The organism is Cupriavidus sp. BIC8F (genome assembly GCF_032465815.1).
Taxonomy (GTDB): Bacteria; Pseudomonadota; Gammaproteobacteria; order Burkholderiales; family Burkholderiaceae; genus Cupriavidus; species Cupriavidus necator.
On the sequence record NZ_CP136094.1, the window covers coordinates 1,152,612 to 1,171,440 of the forward strand.

Here is an 18,829-nt window from a genome sequence, read left to right on the forward strand (position 1 = left end):
CCGCGCAGCCTCTGCGCAAGTGCGCTGCCATGCCCGAGCATATCGATCCTGACATGACCGCCGAGGCGATCGCCGAAGACATTGTCGCGGCCATCGTTTCGCACCGCCTGCCGCCCGGCACCAAGCTGCGCGAGGAGGCCCTGGCCAGTGTCTACCGCGTCAGCCGCACCAAGGTGCGCGCGGCGCTGCTGATGCTGTCCAAGGACAAGGTCATCCAGATCGTGCCGGACAAGGGCGCCTTCGTGGCCAAGCCCAGCGCCGAGGAGGCGCGCGAGGTCTTCGCGGTGCGCCGCATCCTGGAAGCGGCGCTGGCGCGCGAGTTCGTCGCCAAGGCGACCCCGGCCGACTACAAGCGCATCGACAAGCACCTGGCATCCGAACGCAAGGCGCTGACTGGCAACGATGCGCAGGTGCGCACCCGGCTGCTGGGCGACTTCCATATCGTGCTGGCCGAGGTGGTCGGCAACGGCGTGCTGACCGAGATGATGCGCGAGCTGTCGACGCGCAGCGCGGTCATCACCATGCTGTACCAGTCGCGCCGCGACGCGGCCTGCTCGTCCGACGAGCACCGCGAATTCATCGAGGCCGCCCGCGCCGGCGATGTCGAGCGGGCCGTCGCGCTGATGGTGGACCACCTGGGCCACGTGGAAGGTGCGCTGCATTTCGAGGAAACCGCGCCGGTGTCGCGCGGCAAGGACCTGGTGACCGCGCTGCTGGCCTAGCCTGCATGCGCGTTCGCGGCCCCGCTTGACGTGAGTCAAGGTGTTATCCGCCGCCCGCGCGCACACTTGACCCCGCCATGAAGACGCGGGGGCGCACTTCATGAGCACTCCGCCTTCCGGCACCTCATCGTCGGGAGGCTGCCCGCACGCTGCAACGGTGTGCGGGCTTTCTTTTTTCTGAGGACTGGGTTTTGCGCTGCGGAATGGCGCCCTGTCCCGCCGCTTGGCCGCCACGCGGTCCCGCACCCGTTTTTCCCTTTCCCGCCAGCTAGTTGCAGCGCCCGGACGGCGTTCCCGGCGCTCCAATTGTTGCGTCCGGGGCGGCCAGCATTGCCGGCAATACGCGAAATCGAATTCCGGCTTCGGGTTAGGATGCCGGAGGCCCGAGCCAGAGGCCGGCGCCGCCCTCGCAGCACCCGGGGCGGACGTACGCCAGAACAGATACATGGAGACCGTCATGCGCCATCGCGCGATACCTGCCGTGCAGCCACGCCGCCGGCGCTAGCACTCCCCTGCATTTCGCCCCGCCACGGTCCTGCCCGACGCCGGATCGCGGCCCGCATCGCCTGACCATCGATCGAGAGGACTTCCCATGCCCAGTGCCTTCCGCCCCGACGCCTTTGCCGGCAAGACTGTATTCGTCGCCGGCGCCTCCTCCGGCATCAACCTCGGCATCGCGCACGGCTTCGCGCGCGCCGGGGCGAAGCTGGCGTTGATCAGCCGCACCGCCGAGCGCATCCAGGCCGCCGCCGAAACCATCACCGCAGCCGGCGGCACCGCCATCGGCATGGCCGCCGACGTGCGCGACTATGCCGCCGTGGAAGCGGCCTTCGCACGCGCCCAGGATGAACTGGGGCCGATCGACGTGGTGATCTCCGGCGCCGCGGGCAACTTCCTCGCGCCCGTGGTGGGCATGTCGGCCAATGCCTTCAAGACCGTGGTCGATATCGACCTGCTCGGCACCTTCAACGTGTTCCGCGCCAGCTTCGACCACCTGGCCAAGCCGGGTGCGTCGCTGATCGCGATCACCGCGCCGCAGGCGGTCAACGCCATGATGTTCCAGGCCCATGCCTGCGCCGCCAAGGCCGGCATCAACATGCTGATCAAGTGCCTGGCGATGGAATGGGGCCCGGCCGGCGTGCGCGTGAACGGCATCTCGCCCGGCCCGATCGCCGACACCGAAGGCATGGCGCGGCTGGCGCCCACGCCCGAGGTCGAGGCTCGCTACAAGGCGCGCCTGGCGCTGCGCGACTACGGCACCAAGGACGATATTGCCGATGCCGCGATGTACCTGAGCAGCGACAACGCGCACTACGTCACCGGCACCATCCTCGACTGCGACGGCGGCAGCAAGCTGGGCGACGCCTCGGCCGATGCGCTGAAGAAGCCGCAGTAATCACCGTACCGAATACCGACCACGAGACCAGGAGACCCCCCATGACGGCATCCGTCCTCTATCAAGCCAGCGAAGGCGTGGCCACGCTGACCCTGAACCGCCCGGACGTGCTCAACGCGATGAACGGCGACCTGATGCGCGAGCTGCGCGAGGGCGTAGAGCGCGCCGCCGGCGACGCCGCGGTGCGCGCCGTGCTGATCACCGGCGCGGGCCGCGGCTTCTGCGCCGGCGCCGACCTGGCCGCGCGCGGCAAGGATGGCATCACCGATTCCGGCACGCTGCTGCGCGAGCGCTACCACCCGATCATCATGACGCTGCGCCAGATGCCCAAGCCGGTCGTCACCGCGGTCAACGGCGTGGCCGCCGGTGCCGGCATGAGCCTGGCGCTGGCGGGCGACGTAGTGCTGGCGGCTCGCTCGGCCAGCTTCCTGCAGGCCTTCTCCAAGATCGGCCTGGTCCCGGACGCTGGCAGCACCTACTTCGTGCCGCGCTATGCCGGCGAGATGCGCGCCCGCGCGCTGGCCATCCTGGCCGAGAAGATCGATGCCGAGGAAGCCCAGCGCATCGGCCTGGTGTGGAAGGTCCACGCCGACGACGCGCTGCAGGACGAGGCCGGCAAGCTGGCCCGCCACCTGGCCACCATGCCGACCATGGCCTACGGCATGATCAAGGAAGCCCTCAACCAGAGCTTCGACAACGACCTGGCCACGCAGCTCGAAGTCGAAGCCACGCTGCAGTCGCGTGCCAGCCGCAGCGATGACTGCAAGGAAGGCGTGGCCGCCTTCATGGAGAAGCGCAAGCCGCAGTACAAGGGCCGTTGAGAACCCCATTCCAAGGAGCCAGCGCATGAGCGCCAGCAGCAACGAACGTATCCTCGTCACCATCGAAGACGGCGTCGCCGACGTCCGCCTGAACCGCCCCGACAAGATGAACGCGCTCGACCAGGCCATGTTCGACGCGCTGATCGAGACCGGCGAGCAACTCGCGCGCATGCCCGACCTGCGCGCCGTGGTCCTGTCCGGCGAAGGCCGCGCCTTCTGCGCGGGGCTGGACATGGGCCGCATGGCGGGCATGTTGTCGGACGGTGGCGGCGAATCCCACAACGACAGCATCGGCGCGGGCCGCCTCGGCAAGCGCACCAACGGCATGTCCAATCGCCCGCAGTACGCGTGCATGGTCTGGCGCGAACTGCCGGTGCCGGTCTTCGCGGCGGTCCACGGCGTGGCTTTCGGCGGCGGGCTGCAGGTGGCGCTGGGGGCGGACGTACGCTACGTCGCGCCCGATACCAGGCTGTCGGTCATGGAAATGAAATGGGGGCTGGTGCCCGACATGGCCGGCATGGTGCTCACGCGCGGACTGGTGCGCCCCGACGTGCTGCGCGAGCTGATCTACAGCGCGCGCGTGCTGAGCGGCACCGAAGCCTGCGAACTGGGCCTTGGCACCTACCTGGCCGACGACCCGCGCGCCGCGGCGCTGGAAGCCGCGCGCCAGGTGGCACAGAAGAACCCGGATGCGATCCGCGCGGCCAAGCGCCTGATGGCCGTGGTGGAGCGCGGCGACAATGCCGCCATCCTGCAGGCCGAGTCCGATGAGCAGGACCGGCTGGTCGGCTCGCCCAACCAGGTCGAGGCAGTGCTGGCCAATATGCAGAAGCGCGCGCCGCGCTTCGAGCCGGCGGGCTGAAGCAACGCGCTCAGTGGTGGCGCCGTCGGCGCCACCACAGCGCATAGACCGCCAGGTTGACCGCAAGCACCACCGCGCCGAGCCACAGTTGCACCGCCGGCGTAAGCCCGGCCGGATAGATCAGCGGCAACAGGTAGCGCTCGACAAAACCGCCGCTGTAGCCCGCCTGCCCGGCAGCCTGGCGCAGCGTGTTTTCCAGCGGCGTCAGCGGGCAGATCCAGCCGGACCATTCGATCAGCACGCCCCATGCCGCCGCGGGCAGGTGCAGCCATGCGACACGCGGCCAGCGCAATACCAGCAGGCCGCCCGCCACCACGAACAGGATAAACAGCCCGTGCACGATGACCACCAGGTCGGCCAGCCAGGCTGTGATCGGCATCGCGCTCGGCGGCGGCCTCAGTTGCCGCCCGCCGTGTCCATCCAGTAGCCCGGGCGCGCGAACTGCGCCTTCAGGTGCTCGATGAAGAAACGGATCTTGGCCGGCACCGGGCGCTGCTGCGGGTACACGGCAAGGATGTCGTAGGCCGGCAGCGCGTATTCGTCCAGCACCGTGATCAGCTCGCCGCTCTCCAGCTGCGGCAGGATCTCCCAGGTCGAGCGCCAGCCCAGGCCCAGGCCCTCGCCGGTCCAGCGGTGCAGCAGCTCGCCGTCGTTGCAGTCCAGGTTGCCGTTGACGCGCACGGTCACGGTCTTGCCGTTCTGGCTGAAGTACCAGCCGCGCTGCTGGCCGCCCTGCAGGTTGAACGCCAGGCAGTTGTGCTGGGCCAGGTCGTCCAGCGTCTGCGGCACGCCGTACCTGGCAAAGTACGCCGGCGTGCCGCACACCACGCGCTTGTTCGACGCCAGCTTGATCGCGACAAAGTTCGGGTCGATGGCGCCGCCGATGCGGATGCCGACGTCATAGCCTTCGCGCACCAGGTCGACCACGCGGTCGGTCAGGTTGAATGAGATCTGCACTTCCGGGTTGGCCGAGAGAAACGCCGGCGCGTGCGGTGCCACGTGCTTGCGCCCGAACGCCGCCGGTGCCGAAACGATCAGGTGGCCGGTGGCCTTGTGCTTGCCTTCGGCAATCAGCATCTCGGCGCGGTCCAGGTCGGCCAGCGCCTTTTTGCACTGCTCCATGAACACCGCGCCCTGCTCGGTCACGGCGATGCGGCGCGTGGACCGGTGCAGCAGCTTGACGCCGATGCGGGCTTCCAGCGCGTTGATGCGGCGGCCGATCATCACCGGCGTCACGTTCTGCGTGAGCGCCGCGGCCGCCATGCTGCCGTGCTCCACCACGGCGATAAAGGCTTCGATTTGCTTGAGTTTGTCCATCGGATATTCGTCTCCCGGGCGCCATTGTGCGGCATCCCCGGGGATGTGGCATCCCTGCGCGGCTGATGGGCAGGATCGCGGCATCCGCATACGGCGGCGTCAGGGCCGCTGCCAGGGGCAGGCCGCGTCACCCCGCGCCGGTGCGGTATCAACCGCCCGGAGCCGCCCGCGCCCTGACCTGCGCGTTCATCTCGGCCGCTTCGCCCAGCACATGGGCCAGCCGCCGCAGCGGCCGGCTGCATTGCACGTGCAGGTACAGGTAGCAGGCCGCGCCGGTCACCACCATCACGCCGTAGAGCCACAGCAGCGCCCCGGCCATGGCCTGCTGACGCGGCAGTGCGGCCACCACGGCCGCGGCCGGCGCCAGTGCCAGGAGCATTGCCAGGGTGCGCGCAGCACCTTCCCACAACCGCAGTTGCAACACCACGCGCCGCTGGCGCGCCTGCAGCTGCGGCGGCGGGATGCGCGCCAGCCGGCGCAGCAGCGCATCCTCGGCCGCGCTGTGGCGGTCCATCTCGGCGGCCTGCCAGCGCAGCGGATGGCGCAGCCTGGCCAGTACGGTGCCGGCGCGCGTGAGTCCGGCGCCGACATAGCAGGCGGCCGACAGGGCCAGCAGCGCCTCGAAGGTCCGCAGCGACCACGGCGGCACCGGGTGCTTCAGCCACAGCCGCCAGGCGGCCAGGGCCGCGCCGCTCAGGATGGTCGCGACCAGCGCCGCGATAAAGCCCACCCACAGTGCGCGCCCGAGGCGGCCGCCCGGCGCCGGAGGGTCGGCAGCCGGCCCGGGCGGGGCGGCGGCAAGCGCTTCAAGCAGTTCGTAGGTAGACGGCAGCCTGGAATACATGGTCGGCCCGGATGGCGAGGAATCCCGCCATTTTGCCGCACTGCGCTGCGGCGGCCCGCCGGCGCCGGCCCGTACCCACCGCTGCGCTGCGTGCCCGTACCGTCACACCACATATCCAATTGCCTACCCCGGCGTACGCTCGCCGACCGTCCAATCGGGCTTCCAAGGCGATATTGCGTACCCCAGGTATCGAATCAACTGATCTCCCTTCTGTTTATCCCACCCCACCTGCGGGAATAGGATCGACTCCAACGGAATTCACACCATCACTGGAGACAAGATCATGGCAAAGATGAGAGCAATCGACGCGGCAATCGCCGTGCTGGAGAAGGAAGGCGTGACCACGGCATTCGGCGTGCCGGGCGCGGCCATCAACCCGTTCTACTCGGCAATGCGCAAGTCGGGCAACATCAACCACGTGCTGGCCCGCCACGTCGAGGGCGCCTCGCACATGGCCGAAGGCTACACCCGTGCCGAGCCGGGCAACATCGGCGTGTGCGTCGGCACCTCGGGCCCCGCCGGCACCGACATGATCACCGGCCTGTACTCGGCCTGGGCCGATTCGATCCCCATCCTCTGCATTACCGGCCAGGCCCCGCGCGCCCGCCTGTACAAGGAAGACTTCCAGGCCGTCGATATCGAATCGATCGCCAAGCCCGTGACCAAGTGGGCCGTGACCGTGCGCGAGCCGGCCCTGGTGCCGCAAGTGTTCCAGCAAGCCTTCCACATCATGCGTTCGGGCCGCCCGGGTCCGGTGCTGATCGACCTGCCGTTCGATGTGCAGGTGGCTGAGATCGAATTCGATGTCGACACCTACCAGTCGCTGCAGCCGTACAAGCCGGCTGCCTCGCGCGCCCAGATCGAGAAGGCCATCTCGATGCTGAACGCGGCCGAGCGCCCGCTGATCGTGTGCGGCGGCGGCGTGATCAACGCTGACGCGGCGGAACTGCTGGTCGAGTTCGCCGAACTGGTCAACGTGCCGGTGGTGCCGACCCTGATGGGCTGGGGCGTGCTGGCCGACGACCACCCGCTGCAAGCCGGCATGGTCGGCCTGCAGACCTCGCACCGCTATGGCAACGCCACGCTGCTCGCATCGGACTTCGTGATGGGCATCGGCAACCGCTGGGCCAACCGCCACACCGGCAGCGTCGACGTCTACACCAAGGGCCGCAAGTTCGTGCACGTCGATATCGAGCCCACCCAGATCGGCCGCGTGTTCGGCCCGGACCTGGGCATCGTGTCGGACGCCAAGGCCGCGCTGGAACTGTTCGTTGAAGTTGCCCGCGAAATGAAGATGGCCGGCCGCCTGCCGTGCCGCAAGTCGTGGGTGGCCGACGTGCAGAAGCGCCGCCGTACCATGCAACGCAAGAGCGATTTCGACAACGTGCCGGTCAAGCCGCAGCGCGTGTACCGCGAGATGAACCAGTACTTCCCGCGCGACGTGCGCTACGTCAGCACCATCGGCCTGTCGCAGATCGCCGCGGCGCAGTTCCTGTCGGTCAACGAGCCGCGCCACTGGATCAACTGCGGCCAGGCTGGCCCGCTGGGCTGGACCATCCCGGCCGCGATCGGCGTGAAGACCGCCTCGCCGGATTCGGATGTGGTGGCGATCTCGGGCGACTATGACTTCCAGTTCATGATCGAAGAGCTGGCCGTGGCTGCGCAGTTCAAGGTGCCGTACATCCACGTGGTGGTGAACAACTCCTACCTCGGCCTGATCCGCCAGGCGCAGCGCAACTTCGAGATGGACTACTGCGTGCAGCTGGCCTTCGACAACGTCAACTCGCCTGAACTGAACGGCTACGGCGTGGACCACGTCAAGGTGGTCGAAGGCCTGGGCTGCAAGGCGATCCGCGTGTTCAAGCCGGAAGACATCGCCCCGGCCTTTGCCGAAGCGCGTGACCTGATGGCCGAGTTCTCGGTGCCGGTGGTGGTCGAGGTGATCCTGGAGCGCGTGACCAATATCGCGATGGGCACCGAGATCGACAACGTCAACGAGTTCGAGCCGATCGAAGACCTCGAGGACATCGAGGAAGCGATCCTGAAGGAAGAAGTGGAAACGGCGTAAGCAGCACCATTCCAACATGGAAGCGCGGGCTACGGCCCGCGCAAATCCAGCGCCCCTGTATCACCGGTTCTGCACCGGCAGAACGACAACACAACTAAACCGGAGAGACTCATGACTAAACTTGCGGCCAACCTCACCATGCTGTTCAACGAAGTGGGGTTTCTCGACCGCTTCGAAGCCGCCGCGCGCGCGGGCTTCCGCGGTGTGGAATTCCTCTTCCCCTATGCCTTCCACGCGGACCAGATCGCTGACCGCCTGAACCGCTTCCAGCTGGACCTGGTGCTGCACAACCTGCCCGCCGGCAAGTGGGAAGCGGGCGAGCGCGGCATTGCCTGCCACCCGGACCGCGTCGGCGAGTTCCAGGACGGCGTGGGCGAGGCCATCAAGTACGCCAAGGTGCTGGGCGTGCGCCAGCTGAACTGCCTGGTCGGCATCCAGCCGCAGAACGTCAAGCGCGAGCAGGCCCAGGAAACGCTGGTGGAAAACCTGCGCTTCGCCGCCAGCGCGCTCGCCGCCGAGCATATCGACCTGCTCATCGAGCCGATCAACACCTTCGACATTCCCGGCTTCTTCCTGTCGCGCACGCAGCAGGCGGTGGACCTGATCAACCAGGTCAATGCGCCCAACCTGTATGTGCAGTACGACATCTACCACATGCAGCGGATGGAAGGCGAGATCGCCAACACCATCAAGGCCAACCTGCCGAAGATCAAGCACGTGCAGCTGGCCGACAACCCGGGCCGCAATGAACCGGGGACCGGCGAGCTGAACTACCACTTCCTGTTCAAGTTCCTGGACGAGATCGGCTACAACGGCTGGATCGGCTGCGAGTACAAGCCGAAGACCACCACCGAAGCCGGCCTGGGCTGGCGCGCCGAGCACGGCGTGCAGTAACGGGTTACCACCTACGCCAACCAAGACAGACTTAATCTCATTCAAGGAGACATCAACATGGCAAACCAACGCAACGTCGGCTTCATCGGCCTGGGCATCATGGGCGCACCGATGGCGGGCCACCTGCGCGCCGCCGGCCACACGCTGTTCGTGCATGACGTCAACCCGGCCCCGCAAGCGCTGGTCGATGCAGGCGTGACCGTCTGCACCAGCGCCGAGGAAGTCGCCAAGCGTGCCGACATCATCGTCATCATGGTGCCGGACACCCCGCACGTGGAAGCCGTGCTGTTCAGCGAAAAGGGCGTGGCCGCCGCGTTCAAGGCCGCCGGCAAGGAAGCCAGCCACAGCAAGATCGTGGTCGACATGAGCTCGATCTCGCCGATCGCGACCAAGGACTTCGCCGCGCGCATCAACAAGCTGGGCGCCTCGTACCTGGACGCGCCGGTGTCGGGCGGTGAAGTGGGCGCCAAGGCGGCTTCGCTGACGATCATGGTCGGCGGCCCGCAGGAAGCCTATGACCAGGTCAAGCCGCTGTTCGACCTGATGGGCAAGAACGTCACGCTGGTCGGTGGCAACGGTGACGGCCAGACCACCAAGGTGGCCAACCAGATCATCGTGGCGCTGAACATCCAGGCCGTGTCCGAAGCCCTGCTGTTCGCCTCCAAGGCCGGCGCCGATCCGGCCAAGGTGCGCCAGGCGCTGATGGGTGGCTTTGCGGCCTCGCGCATCCTGGAAGTGCACGGCGAGCGCATGGTCAAGCGCACCTTCGACCCGGGCTTCCGCATCGAGCTGCACCAGAAGGACCTGAACCTGGCCCTGCAGGGTGCCAAGGCCCTGGGCGTGGCACTGCCCAACACCGCTACCGCGCAGGAGCTGTTCAACACCTGCGCCGCCAACGGCCTGGGCAAGCAGGACCATTCGGCCCTGTGCCGCGCGATCGAGATCATGTCTAACCACCAGATCGCCAAGTAAGCAGCAACCACGTCGTCCCCGCCCAGCGGGGACGACTAGCTTTCCCCGTCAGCACCAGGACTTTTCATGCTCGCCACCGAACCTCAAGCCGCCCTGCTCTCGCCCCAGCGCGCCGCAGCGCATCCCGGACAGTCCGACGCGCGCGCGTTGCTGCGCGACCTGTTCGACACCGCGGTCGCTTCCGTCAGCGCCAGCCACTGCCTGCCGCCGCACCTGCCCACGCCGCCCAAGGGCCGCACGGTAGTGATCGGCGCCGGCAAGGCCGCTGCCGCGATGGCGCAGGCGGTCGAGGCGAACTGGCAAGGCGAGCTGTCGGGCCTGGTGGTGACGCGCTATGGTCATGGCGCCGAGTGCCAACGGATTGAAGTTGTCGAAGCCGCTCACCCCGTTCCCGATGAAGCCGGTGCGCGCGCCGCGCAGCGCATGGTGGAACTGGTGCAAGGCCTCACCGCCGACGACCTGGTGCTGTGCCTGATCTCCGGCGGCGGCTCTGCGCTGCTGGCCGCGCCCGCGCCAGGCCTGACGCTGGCCGACAAGCAGGCCGTCAACAAGGCGCTGCTGCGCAGCGGCGCCAGCATCGGCGAGATGAACTGCGTGCGCAAGCACCTGTCGGCCCTCAAGGGCGGCCGGCTCGCGCTGCACTGCGCCCCGGCACGCGTCGAAACGCTGCTGATTTCCGATATCCCCGGCGATGACCCGACCCTGATCGCCAGCGGCCCGACGCTGCCCGACGCGACCACCTGCGCCGACGCGCTGGCCGTCATCGCCAAGTACGGCATTGAAGTCCCCGCCAACGTGCGCGCCCACCTGGAAAGCGGCGCCGGCGAAACGCCCAAGCCCGGCGATGCCCGCTTCAAAGGCCACCGCAACGTGACGCTGGCCACCGCGCAGCAATCGCTGGAAGCCGCGGCCGCGCGCGCGCGTGAACTCGGCTACGAGGCCCACATCCTGTCCGACTGCATCGAAGGCGAAGCCCGCGAAGTTGCCGAGGTGCACGCCGCCATCGCGCGCCAGGTCGCGCAGCGCGGCCAGCCGTTCAGCAGGCCCTGCGTGATCCTGTCCGGCGGCGAGACCACCGTGACCGTGCGCGGCAAGGGCCGCGGCGGGCGCAATGCCGAGTTCCTGCTGGCGCTGGCGGTGGCGCTCGACGGCCTGGCCGGCGTGCACGCGATTGCCGGCGACACCGACGGCATCGACGGCTCCGAGGACAACGCCGGCGCGCTGCTGTCGCCCGACACCCTGACCCGCGCCGCCGCGCGCGGGCTGTCGGCGCGCGCGCACCTGGACAACAACGACGGCTACGGCTTCTTTGCCGGCGTGGACGACCTGATCGTCACCGGCCCGACCCGCACCAACGTGAATGACTTCCGCGCCATCCTGATTGTGTAGGCCTGCGGTCGTCAGCGCAGTACCGCGGTACCGAAGCAGTCGTTCACCTGAACAGCATTACCCGGCGCGCCACGTGGCGCGCCGTCCGAGAATGGAAGAGGAGACATCATGAGACGCCAGCGCAAAGCGAAGATCGTTGCCACGCTTGGACCCGCAAGCACCGACATCGCGGTGATCCGAGAACTGTTCGAGGCGGGCGCCGACGTGTTCCGGCTGAACTTCAGCCACGGCACCCACGAAGACCACCGCGCGCGCTACGACGCCGTGCGCAAGATCGAGGCAGAGACCGGCCGCCCGATCGCGATCCTGGCCGACCTGCAGGGCCCGAAGCTGCGCATCGGCACCTTCGCCGCCGGCAAGGTCGCGGTGCGCGCGGGCGATGTGTTCGTGCTCGACAGCGATCCTACCCCGGGCGACGGCACCCGCGTCTACCTGCCGCACCCCGAACTGTTCGCCGCCGCGCAGCCGGGCCAGTCGCTGCTGATCGACGACGGCAAGGTACGCCTGTCGATCGAAGCCGTGACCACCGGCACCATCACCACGCGCGTGGTCAACAACGGCACGCTGTCCGACCGCAAAGGCGTGAACGTGCCGGACGCCGTGATCCCCATCCCCGCGCTGACCGAGAAGGACCGCAAGGACCTGGACTTCGCGCTGGCGCTGGGCGCGGACTGGATCGGCCTGTCGTTCGTGCAGCGCCCGTCCGACATCGTCGAAGCGCGCGAGATCGTCGGCACCCGTGCCGGCATCCTGTCCAAGATCGAGAAGCCGGCCGCGCTGCAGCAGCTAGAAGAGATCGTGCGCGTGTCCGATTCCGTGATGGTGGCGCGCGGCGACCTCGGCGTGGAACTGCCGCCCGAGCGCGTCCCCGGCGTGCAGAAGCGCATCCTGCGCGTGTGCCGCCAGCTGGGCAAGCCGGTGGTGATCGCCACGCAGATGCTGGAATCGATGATCGACTCGCCGGTGCCGACCCGCGCCGAAGCGTCGGACGTGGCCAGCGCCATCTATGAAGGCGCCGACGCGGTGATGCTGTCGGCCGAGTCGGCCAACGGCCGCTACCCGGTGCCGGCGGTGTCGATGATGAACCGCATCGTCACCGAGGTGGAACGCGACCCGCTGTACCGCAACCTGCTCGACGCCCAGCACGAGACCCCGCTGAACACGCGCCAGGATGCAATCTGCGCGGCGCTGCGCGAAGTCACGCAGATCATCGGCGCCGCCGCGACCGTGACCTACACGTCCTCGGGCGCCACCGCGCTGCGCGCCGCGCGCGAGCGGCCGTGCGCGCCGATCGTCAGCATCACGCCGAACCTGGAAATCGCGCGCCGCCTGGCCATTGCCTGGGGCGTCCACTCCACCGTGAGCCCGGATGTGCAGAGCGTGGATGAAATGGTCGAAGCCGCCACGCGCGCGGCGGTGGCCGAAGGCTATGCCGTGCCGGGTGACCAGATCACCATCGCCGCGGGGATGCCGTTCGGGCAAGGCGGGACTACCAACCTGCTGCGCGTGGCTGAAGTTGGCGCCAGCGCAGTGGCAACTGCACCGGCTGCGCGTGAGGCTGCCTTGGCCTGACAGCGCTGCTTGCGTTCCCGTCCCGGAACGTTCAGGTCATGACGAAACCGGGTGCAAACCCGGTTTCTTTGTTTTGCCGCACACCGCCTGCGTTGCCCGTCAGGGTGAGTGGGTGGTGTTTTTTTTGTTGTGCGCCTGGATGCGGCTGGCTGATGGCGGAAGCAGCACCCACTCCCCGGATTGCTATACTGATTGCCCCCCTCCAACTCAAACACCCCCAATCCCGGAGCCCCCATGCGCCTAGATGACGAAGCCGAAAGCCAGAACGTTGAAGACCGCCGCGGCGGATTCGGCGGCGGATTCGGCGGCGGGTTCGGCGCCGGGCCGAAGACCATTGGCATCGGCACGATCGTCATCGCACTGGCAGCGTCCTATTTCTTTGGCATCGACCCGATGCTGATCATGCAGGGCGCCTCGGTGCTGCAAGGTTCCGGCCCGCAGCAGCAGCAACAGCATCAGGTGAACCGCCCGCCGGCAACGGATCAGATGACGGTGTTCACGCGCAAGGTGCTGGGCAATACCGAGCGCACCTGGCAACACATCTTTGAAACCCAGCTGAACCGCCGCTATGCGCCCCCCACGCTGGTGCTGTTCTCCGGCGCCACGCCCACGGCCTGCGGCACCGGCCAGTCGGCGATGGGCCCGTTCTACTGCCCCGGCGACCAGAAGGTCTATATCGACCTGGCCTTCTATGACGAGCTGCGCCAGCGCTTCGGCGCCAGCGGCGACTTTGCCCAGGCCTATGTGATCGCGCATGAGATCGGCCACCATGTGCAGAACCTGCTGGGCGTATCGGACAAGGTCGACAGCGCGCGCCGCCGCATGGGCGAGGCGCAGGCCAACCAGCTGTCGGTGCGCATGGAGCTGCAGGCCGATTGCCTGGCGGGTGTCTGGGCCGCCACCGCGCAGCGCGCCAACCAGCAGCTGCTGGAGCCCGGCGATGTCGAAGAAGGCCTGAAGGCCGCCGCCGCGATCGGCGACGACCGGCTGCAGCGCCAGTCGCAGGGCTATGTCGTGCCGGAGGCCTTTACCCATGGCTCCAGCGAGCAGCGTGTGCGCTGGCTGCGCCGCGGCATTGAGTCCGGCGATCTCCGCAAGTGCGATACCTTCGCCTCGCGCGACCTGTAAGCGCGGGCTCCGCCCCCGACGTCTGAGGGGTGCCGGCAATGTGACGTTTGCGTTGCCCGGCCTCCGTTCCCTGTCTATAATCGCCGGCAAGGCCGCATTACGACGGCCAGTCGCCGGCGTCGATCCTCACCGATCCTTCCTGCCGCAGCGCCGGGTTCTCCCCACAGGACCCCTGCACGCGCCGCGGTGCACGCCGGCCCCGGTCGACGGGCCACGCGCCCCCTGACCGACAGGCGACCCGACACGCGGCCCCGCCGGCAACATCGGCCCAGCTTTGCCGCGGCTTGCCGCCTCTTGCCGCTGAGCCTTGCGGCGTCTCCACACCCAAGCCGTTCCGTTCCAACCGCACCGGAGCCACGGCCGATCTTCACTTGCCGTGCGCCAGTGCCAGCCCTGACCTGACATGGCGTCATTTTTCCTGAAGCGCCCGGCGTTTGCCTGGGTGCTGGCCATCCTGACCGTGGTAGCGGGCCTGGTGGCCCTGAACCGGATTCCCATCGCCCAGTACCCGGCGGTGGCGCCGCCCACGGTGATCATCTATGCCGATTACCCGGGTGCGTCCGCGCGCACGGTGGAGGACCGCGTCACCGCGGTGCTGGAGCAGCAGATGCACGGCATCCCCGGCCTGCTCTACCTGGATTCCAGCAGCGAGGGCGGCACCGCCACGGTGACGCTGGGGTTCCGCCAGGGCACCGACCCGCAGCTGGCGCAGGTCAACGTGCGCAACCGCGTGGCGCAGGCCGAGCCCTTGCTGCCCGAGGCGGTGCGCCGCGGCGGCGTCTATGTCGACCAGGCCAGCAGCAGCGCCTTCATGTACGTGTCGCTGGTGTCCGACAGCGGGCAGCTGGACGAGACCGCGCTGGGCGACTTTGCCGCCGGCTCGGTGCTGCCGCTGCTGCGCCGCCTGCCCGGCATCGGCAAGGCCGAACCGTATGGCGCCGAATACGCGCTGCGGATCTGGTTCGATCCCGACAAGCTGCATGCCTTCAACCTGACCACGGCCGAGGTCGAGGCCGCCATCCGCGCGCGCAACGGCAACGTGACGCCGGGCCAGCTGGGCGCCGCGCCGGCAGTGCCGGGCCAGCCGTTCCAGGCCATCGTGCGCCCGCCCGCGCCGATGAGCGATGCGCAGGCGTTCGGGCGCATCGTGGTGCGCGCGGCCACCGACGGCTCGGCCGTGCTGCTGCGCGACGTGGCGCGGGTGGAGCTGGCCGCCAGCGACTACCGCTACGGCTCCACGCTCAACACGCGCAATGCCGCGTCGATCGGGCTGAAGTTGGCCGACGGTGCCAACGTGCTGCAGACCTCGCGCACCGTGCGCGCGGCGCTCGATGCCGCCAGCAAGGGCTTTCCGGGCGACGTTCGCTATGAGATCTCGTATGACGGCGCCACCTTCGTGCAGGCGTCGATCTCGCGCGTGGTGCTGACGCTGGTCGAAGCCACGGTGCTGGTGTTTCTGATCCTGTACCTGTTCCTGGGCAACCTGCGCGCGACGCTGATCCCGTGCATCGTGGTGCCGGTGTCGCTGCTGGGCACGGTCGCCTGCCTGTACGCGCTGGGGCTGTCGCTAAACGTGATCACGCTGTTCGGCGTGGTGCTGGCGATCGGCATCCTGGTGGACGATGCCATCGTGGTGGTCGAGAACGTCGAGCGCATCATGCGCACCGACGGCGTGGGCGCGATGGAGGCCGCGTCGCGCTCGATGCGCGAGGTCTCGGGCGCGCTGGTGGCGGTGACTCTGGTGCTGTGCGCGGTGTTCGTGCCGATGGCGTGCTTCGGCAGCGCGGTGGGCGTGATCTACCGGCACTTCGCGGTGACGCTGGCGGTGTCGATCGCGTTCTCGCTGTTCTTCGCCCTGACGCTGGCGCCGGCCATGTGCGCCAGCCTACTGCGCCACAGCGCGGCGCCGGCGCGCGGGCCGCTGGCCTGGTTCGATGCACGCTTTGCCGTCTTCACCGGGCGCTATGCCGGCTGGGTGCAGGCGCTGCAGCGCAGGCGGCTGCGCTGGCTGGCGGTCTACCTTGCGTTGACGCTGGCATGCGGCTACGCCTTGTGGAAGATGCCCAGCGGCTTCCTGCCGGAAGAGGATACCGGCGAGATCGTGGTCGATATCGAGCTGCCCGCCGGCAGCACGCAGGCCGACACCCGCCGGCTGGTGGCCGGGCTGGAACAGTGGATGCGCGACGAGCACTACCCGGTGCATTCGAGCTTTGCCGTGCTGGGCTGGTCCAGCGGCGGCAGCGGCGAGCAGCGCGCCAGCCTGTTTATCGGCCTGACCGACTGGAAGGCGCGCGGGCGCAAGCACACGGCCCAGGCCGTGCTGGAGCGGCTGTCGGCCGGGCTGGAAACCTGGCCCGGACGCGGCGCGGCGCAGCTGTTTGCGTACAACAGCTCGGCGCTGCCCGAACTGGGCAGCATCGGTGGCCTGGACATGCGCCTGGTCGCGCGCCAGCCGGTGGGACGCGAGGCGCTCTTCGCCGCGCGCGACAAGCTGCTTGAGCGCGCCAGGCAAGACCCGGTGCTGGGCGAGGTGCGCGCCACCACCGGCCAGCCGGTGCCCGCGCTGGACCTGAAGATCGACTATCGCAAGGCCGAAGCCTTCGGCGTCGATGCCGATACCGTGCACCACACGCTGTCGGCCACGCTGGGCTCGCGCTATATCGACGAAGTCGCGCGCGAGGGCCGCGTGCGGCGCGTGATCCTGCAGGCCGACGCGCCCTTCCGCATGCGGCCGGATCAGCTCGCGCGCGTGCACGTGCGCAACGCACAGGGCGCGATGGTGTCGCTGGCCGCATTCGCCTCGCTGGAATGGGGGCGCGGCGAGGTCACGCTCGAGCGCTTCGACGGCTTCAGCTCGGTGCGCATCAATGCCGAGGTGGCGCCGGGCTACACCACCGGCGCGGCCATGACGCGGCTGGCCGAACTGGTGCGCGAACTCGGACCGGAATACGACGTGCGCTGGACCGGGCGCGCCTTCGAGCAGGAGCAGACCGGCACGCAGGCGCCGTGGCTGTTCGCGTTGTCGCTGCTGTTTATCTTCCTGTGCCTGGTGGCGCTGTATGAAAGCTGGACCCTGCCGCTGGCGGTGATTGCGATCGTGCCGACCGGCCTGATGGGCGCGGCTGCGGCGATCTGGCTGCGCGGCATGCCCAACGACGTCTACTTCAAGGTGGGCGTGGTGGTGATCATGGGGCTGGCGGCCAAGAACGCGATCCTGATCGTCGAATATGCCGAGCAGTTGCGGCGCAGCGGTGCGGGCACCATGGGCGCGGTGGAGGCCGCCACGCGCGCGGCGCGCCAGCGGCTGCGGCCGGTGGTGATGACCTCGCTGGCCTTTGTGCTGGGCGTGGTGCCGCTGGCGATCAGCACCGGCCCGGGCGCGGGTGCGCAGCAGGCGGTCGGCACCGGCGTGCTGGGCGGCATACTGGGTGCGACGGTGCTGGGTACGCTGGCGGTGCCGCTGCTCTATGCAGCGATCGCGCGCAGATTGCCGCGCGCGCAGCCGGAACCCGGACACGACGCGACCGCCACGCAGCCGCCTTCGGCATGAGGGGCATGCCTGCGCGCTGACGCGGTCACGAGCCGACGGAAGAGAAAAGCGCCTGCCTGGCGAAGAGAGAAGGAGGAGGAGGTCAGCCGGGCAGGCGGGAGAGAAAACTTGCGGCCACCGCAGTGGCCGCACCAGGTCTTTGGGAAGACCTGCGAGGATCAGACGCGATAGCCGTACAGGGAACCGTCACCCGAGCGGGAATTGTCGAGCGCTCGATCGGCAATATCACCGGTGAAGGTGTGCGTACCTTCGCTGAAGGTATCGAACTTGCCTTGCTTGGAGATCTCGCCGCTGAAGCTATGCGAGCCTTCGGTGAAGCTGTCGAACTTGCCGTCGCGGCGCGAGCCTTCCGAGTACGGGTCGAAGCGGCCAGTGCGGGCGCCGTCCGTGTAGGTATCGAACTTGCCTTGCTTGGCGCCGTCCGTATACACATCGTACTTGCCGGCCTTCAGCGCATCGGCATACACATCAAATTTGCCAACCTTGCTGGCAGCGGGGGCAGCCAACGCCACAGCGGACGCGGCGACAGCCGCGAACACGAGCGCGCCGCCAAGGATACGTCTGGCGATCATTTGGGACTCCTTCAACTGATTTCGTCGTTCTTTCTTGTATGGACCGGGATAAGACTCCGGCCGCTCTGCAATCTATGTTGCGATGCGAGCACGGACTGAAGATTAGTCACAGTCCACGCAAGCAGAAATACCGCTGCGACGAATGGTGCGTTGCGAGTCGTGAAACGACTGGCTTGCCGATGAATGGTGTCGATGGATCGCCAGGCACACGCGGCGCAGGACGCGCCCGCGTGAACCCGGCAGCACGCCTCAGGTGGCCGGGATGCGGCTCAAAGCGTGTACTGGCCGCTGGCTTCCGGCTGGAACGCGATCCCGGCGACACTCACCTGCTGCTCGCGGCCGTCAGGCAGCCGGTAGTTGACGGTCTGCCCGGCGCGCGCGCCCAGCAGCGCCTGGCCCACCGGCGACAGCACTGACAGCCGGCCGGCATCAAAGTCGGCCGAGTCGGGGTACACCAGCGTCCAGTTGCGCGGGGCCTGCTCGCCCGGCAGGTTGCAGACCAGGCGCGTGTTCATGGTGACCACGTCGGTCGGGATCTCTTCGGGCGCGACGATGGTGGCGCGCGCCAGCAGGCTGTCGAGCATGTCCTCAAGCTGCGCCGAGCCGGCGCGGCTGGCGATGCGCTCCAGGCGGGTCACGTCGAGTTCGGTCAGGTACAGGGTGGCGGTATTCGTTTTGGTGGCCGTCATGGCGGGTCCTCCGGCAGTCAGGTGGTTGGCGCG

Annotated in this window: 16 protein-coding genes; 11 read left to right on the forward strand and 5 right to left on the reverse strand. The window is 68.4% G+C overall.

Annotation, left to right across the window (positions count from 1 at the left end):
• The first annotated feature begins 29 nt into the window (after positions 1–29).
• The 4 genes from RS901_RS05455 to RS901_RS05470 all read left to right on the forward strand — a co-directional run bounded on the left by RS901_RS05455 (position 30) and on the right by RS901_RS05470 (position 3,801).
• Positions 30–722 carry a GntR family transcriptional regulator gene (locus RS901_RS05455; RefSeq protein ID WP_316151835.1) on the forward strand — a complete coding sequence of 231 codons (693 nt, stop codon included), beginning with the start codon at positions 30–32 and terminating at the stop codon, positions 720–722.
• A gap of 592 nt (positions 723–1,314) precedes the next feature.
• Entirely contained in the window at positions 1,315–2,118 is an 804-nt protein-coding gene (locus RS901_RS05460; protein WP_316151836.1) for an SDR family oxidoreductase, read from the forward strand.
• A gap of 41 nt (positions 2,119–2,159) precedes the next feature.
• The gene (locus RS901_RS05465) at positions 2,160–2,939 is read left to right on the forward strand and encodes an enoyl-CoA hydratase-related protein (protein ID WP_316151837.1); all 780 of its coding nucleotides are present in this window, start codon (positions 2,160–2,162) and stop codon (positions 2,937–2,939) included.
• A 25-nt stretch (positions 2,940–2,964) separates the two neighbouring features.
• Positions 2,965–3,801, forward strand: a complete 837-nt coding sequence (locus RS901_RS05470) for a crotonase/enoyl-CoA hydratase family protein (protein WP_316151838.1) — start codon at positions 2,965–2,967, stop codon at positions 3,799–3,801.
• Positions 3,802–3,811: 10 nt separating this feature from the next.
• On the opposite strand, the gene RS901_RS05475 is transcribed toward RS901_RS05470, so the two are convergent.
• The 3 genes from RS901_RS05475 to RS901_RS05485 all read right to left on the reverse strand — a co-directional run bounded on the left by RS901_RS05475 (position 3,812) and on the right by RS901_RS05485 (position 5,962).
• Entirely contained in the window at positions 3,812–4,180 is a 369-nt protein-coding gene (locus tag RS901_RS05475) for a DUF2784 domain-containing protein (RefSeq protein WP_316151839.1), read from the reverse strand.
• 17 nt (positions 4,181–4,197) lie between these two features.
• Positions 4,198–5,118 (reverse strand): LysR family transcriptional regulator, encoded by a 921-nt coding sequence (locus RS901_RS05480; protein WP_010812145.1) that lies wholly within the window; start codon positions 5,116–5,118, stop codon positions 4,198–4,200.
• 148 nt (positions 5,119–5,266) lie between these two features.
• Entirely contained in the window at positions 5,267–5,962 is a 696-nt protein-coding gene (locus RS901_RS05485) for a hypothetical protein (protein ID WP_316151840.1), read from the reverse strand.
• Positions 5,963–6,245: 283 nt separating this feature from the next.
• On the opposite strand from RS901_RS05485, the gene gcl reads away from it, so the two are divergent.
• The 7 genes from gcl to RS901_RS05520 all read left to right on the forward strand — a co-directional run bounded on the left by gcl (position 6,246) and on the right by RS901_RS05520 (position 17,535).
• Positions 6,246–8,030: a glyoxylate carboligase gene (gcl, locus tag RS901_RS05490; protein WP_013958346.1), complete on the forward strand. Its 1,785-nt coding sequence runs from the start codon at positions 6,246–6,248 to the stop codon at positions 8,028–8,030.
• A gap of 111 nt (positions 8,031–8,141) precedes the next feature.
• Positions 8,142–8,924 (forward strand): hydroxypyruvate isomerase, encoded by a 783-nt coding sequence (hyi, locus tag RS901_RS05495; RefSeq protein ID WP_316151841.1) that lies wholly within the window; start codon positions 8,142–8,144, stop codon positions 8,922–8,924.
• Between the two features lie 57 nt (positions 8,925–8,981).
• A complete protein-coding gene (gene glxR, locus RS901_RS05500) occupies positions 8,982–9,896 on the forward strand; it encodes a 2-hydroxy-3-oxopropionate reductase (protein ID WP_010812149.1) in 915 nt (304 codons plus the stop codon).
• A gap of 66 nt (positions 9,897–9,962) precedes the next feature.
• A complete protein-coding gene (locus tag RS901_RS05505) occupies positions 9,963–11,285 on the forward strand; it encodes a glycerate kinase (RefSeq protein ID WP_316151842.1) in 1,323 nt (440 codons plus the stop codon).
• A 108-nt stretch (positions 11,286–11,393) separates the two neighbouring features.
• Complete coding sequence (gene pyk, locus RS901_RS05510) at positions 11,394–12,857, forward strand: pyruvate kinase (protein WP_013958349.1); 1,464 nt, start codon at positions 11,394–11,396, stop codon at positions 12,855–12,857.
• 234 nt (positions 12,858–13,091) lie between these two features.
• Positions 13,092–13,985, forward strand: coding sequence for a KPN_02809 family neutral zinc metallopeptidase (gene ypfJ / locus RS901_RS05515; RefSeq protein WP_316151843.1), 894 nt, complete (start codon positions 13,092–13,094; stop codon positions 13,983–13,985).
• A gap of 403 nt (positions 13,986–14,388) precedes the next feature.
• Positions 14,389–17,535: an efflux RND transporter permease subunit gene (locus RS901_RS05520; RefSeq protein WP_316151844.1), complete on the forward strand. Its 3,147-nt coding sequence runs from the start codon at positions 14,389–14,391 to the stop codon at positions 17,533–17,535.
• Positions 17,536–17,693: 158 nt separating this feature from the next.
• Here RS901_RS05520 and RS901_RS05525 read toward each other — a convergent pair whose 3' ends face one another.
• Positions 17,694–18,107, reverse strand: coding sequence for a hypothetical protein (locus RS901_RS05525; RefSeq protein ID WP_013958352.1), 414 nt, complete (start codon positions 18,105–18,107; stop codon positions 17,694–17,696).
• A 269-nt stretch (positions 18,108–18,376) separates the two neighbouring features.
• Entirely contained in the window at positions 18,377–18,796 is a 420-nt protein-coding gene (rnk, locus tag RS901_RS05530) for a nucleoside diphosphate kinase regulator (protein ID WP_316151845.1), read from the reverse strand.
• Between the last annotated feature and the right edge of the window lie 33 nt (positions 18,797–18,829).

Bases quoted from the DNA above. Each gene is read 5' to 3' on its own strand.
- RS901_RS05455 (WP_316151835.1), top strand. From the start codon at position 30: ATGCCCGAGCATATCGATCCTGACATGACCGCCGAGGCGATCGCCGAA.
- RS901_RS05460 (WP_316151836.1), top strand. From the start codon at position 1,315: ATGCCCAGTGCCTTCCGCCCCGACGCCTTTGCCGGCAAGACTGTATTC.
- RS901_RS05465 (WP_316151837.1), top strand. From the start codon at position 2,160: ATGACGGCATCCGTCCTCTATCAAGCCAGCGAAGGCGTGGCCACGCTG.
- RS901_RS05470 (WP_316151838.1), top strand. From the start codon at position 2,965: ATGAGCGCCAGCAGCAACGAACGTATCCTCGTCACCATCGAAGACGGC.
- RS901_RS05475 (WP_316151839.1), bottom strand. From the start codon at position 4,180: ATGCCGATCACAGCCTGGCTGGCCGACCTGGTGGTCATCGTGCACGGG.
- RS901_RS05480 (WP_010812145.1), bottom strand. From the start codon at position 5,118: ATGGACAAACTCAAGCAAATCGAAGCCTTTATCGCCGTGGTGGAGCAC.
- RS901_RS05485 (WP_316151840.1), bottom strand. From the start codon at position 5,962: ATGTATTCCAGGCTGCCGTCTACCTACGAACTGCTTGAAGCGCTTGCC.
- gcl (WP_013958346.1), top strand. From the start codon at position 6,246: ATGGCAAAGATGAGAGCAATCGACGCGGCAATCGCCGTGCTGGAGAAG.
- hyi (WP_316151841.1), top strand. From the start codon at position 8,142: ATGACTAAACTTGCGGCCAACCTCACCATGCTGTTCAACGAAGTGGGG.
- glxR (WP_010812149.1), top strand. From the start codon at position 8,982: ATGGCAAACCAACGCAACGTCGGCTTCATCGGCCTGGGCATCATGGGC.
- RS901_RS05505 (WP_316151842.1), top strand. From the start codon at position 9,963: ATGCTCGCCACCGAACCTCAAGCCGCCCTGCTCTCGCCCCAGCGCGCC.
- pyk (WP_013958349.1), top strand. From the start codon at position 11,394: ATGAGACGCCAGCGCAAAGCGAAGATCGTTGCCACGCTTGGACCCGCA.
- ypfJ (WP_316151843.1), top strand. From the start codon at position 13,092: ATGCGCCTAGATGACGAAGCCGAAAGCCAGAACGTTGAAGACCGCCGC.
- RS901_RS05520 (WP_316151844.1), top strand. From the start codon at position 14,389: ATGGCGTCATTTTTCCTGAAGCGCCCGGCGTTTGCCTGGGTGCTGGCC.
- RS901_RS05525 (WP_013958352.1), bottom strand. From the start codon at position 18,107: ATGATCGCCAGACGTATCCTTGGCGGCGCGCTCGTGTTCGCGGCTGTC.
- rnk (WP_316151845.1), bottom strand. From the start codon at position 18,796: ATGACGGCCACCAAAACGAATACCGCCACCCTGTACCTGACCGAACTC.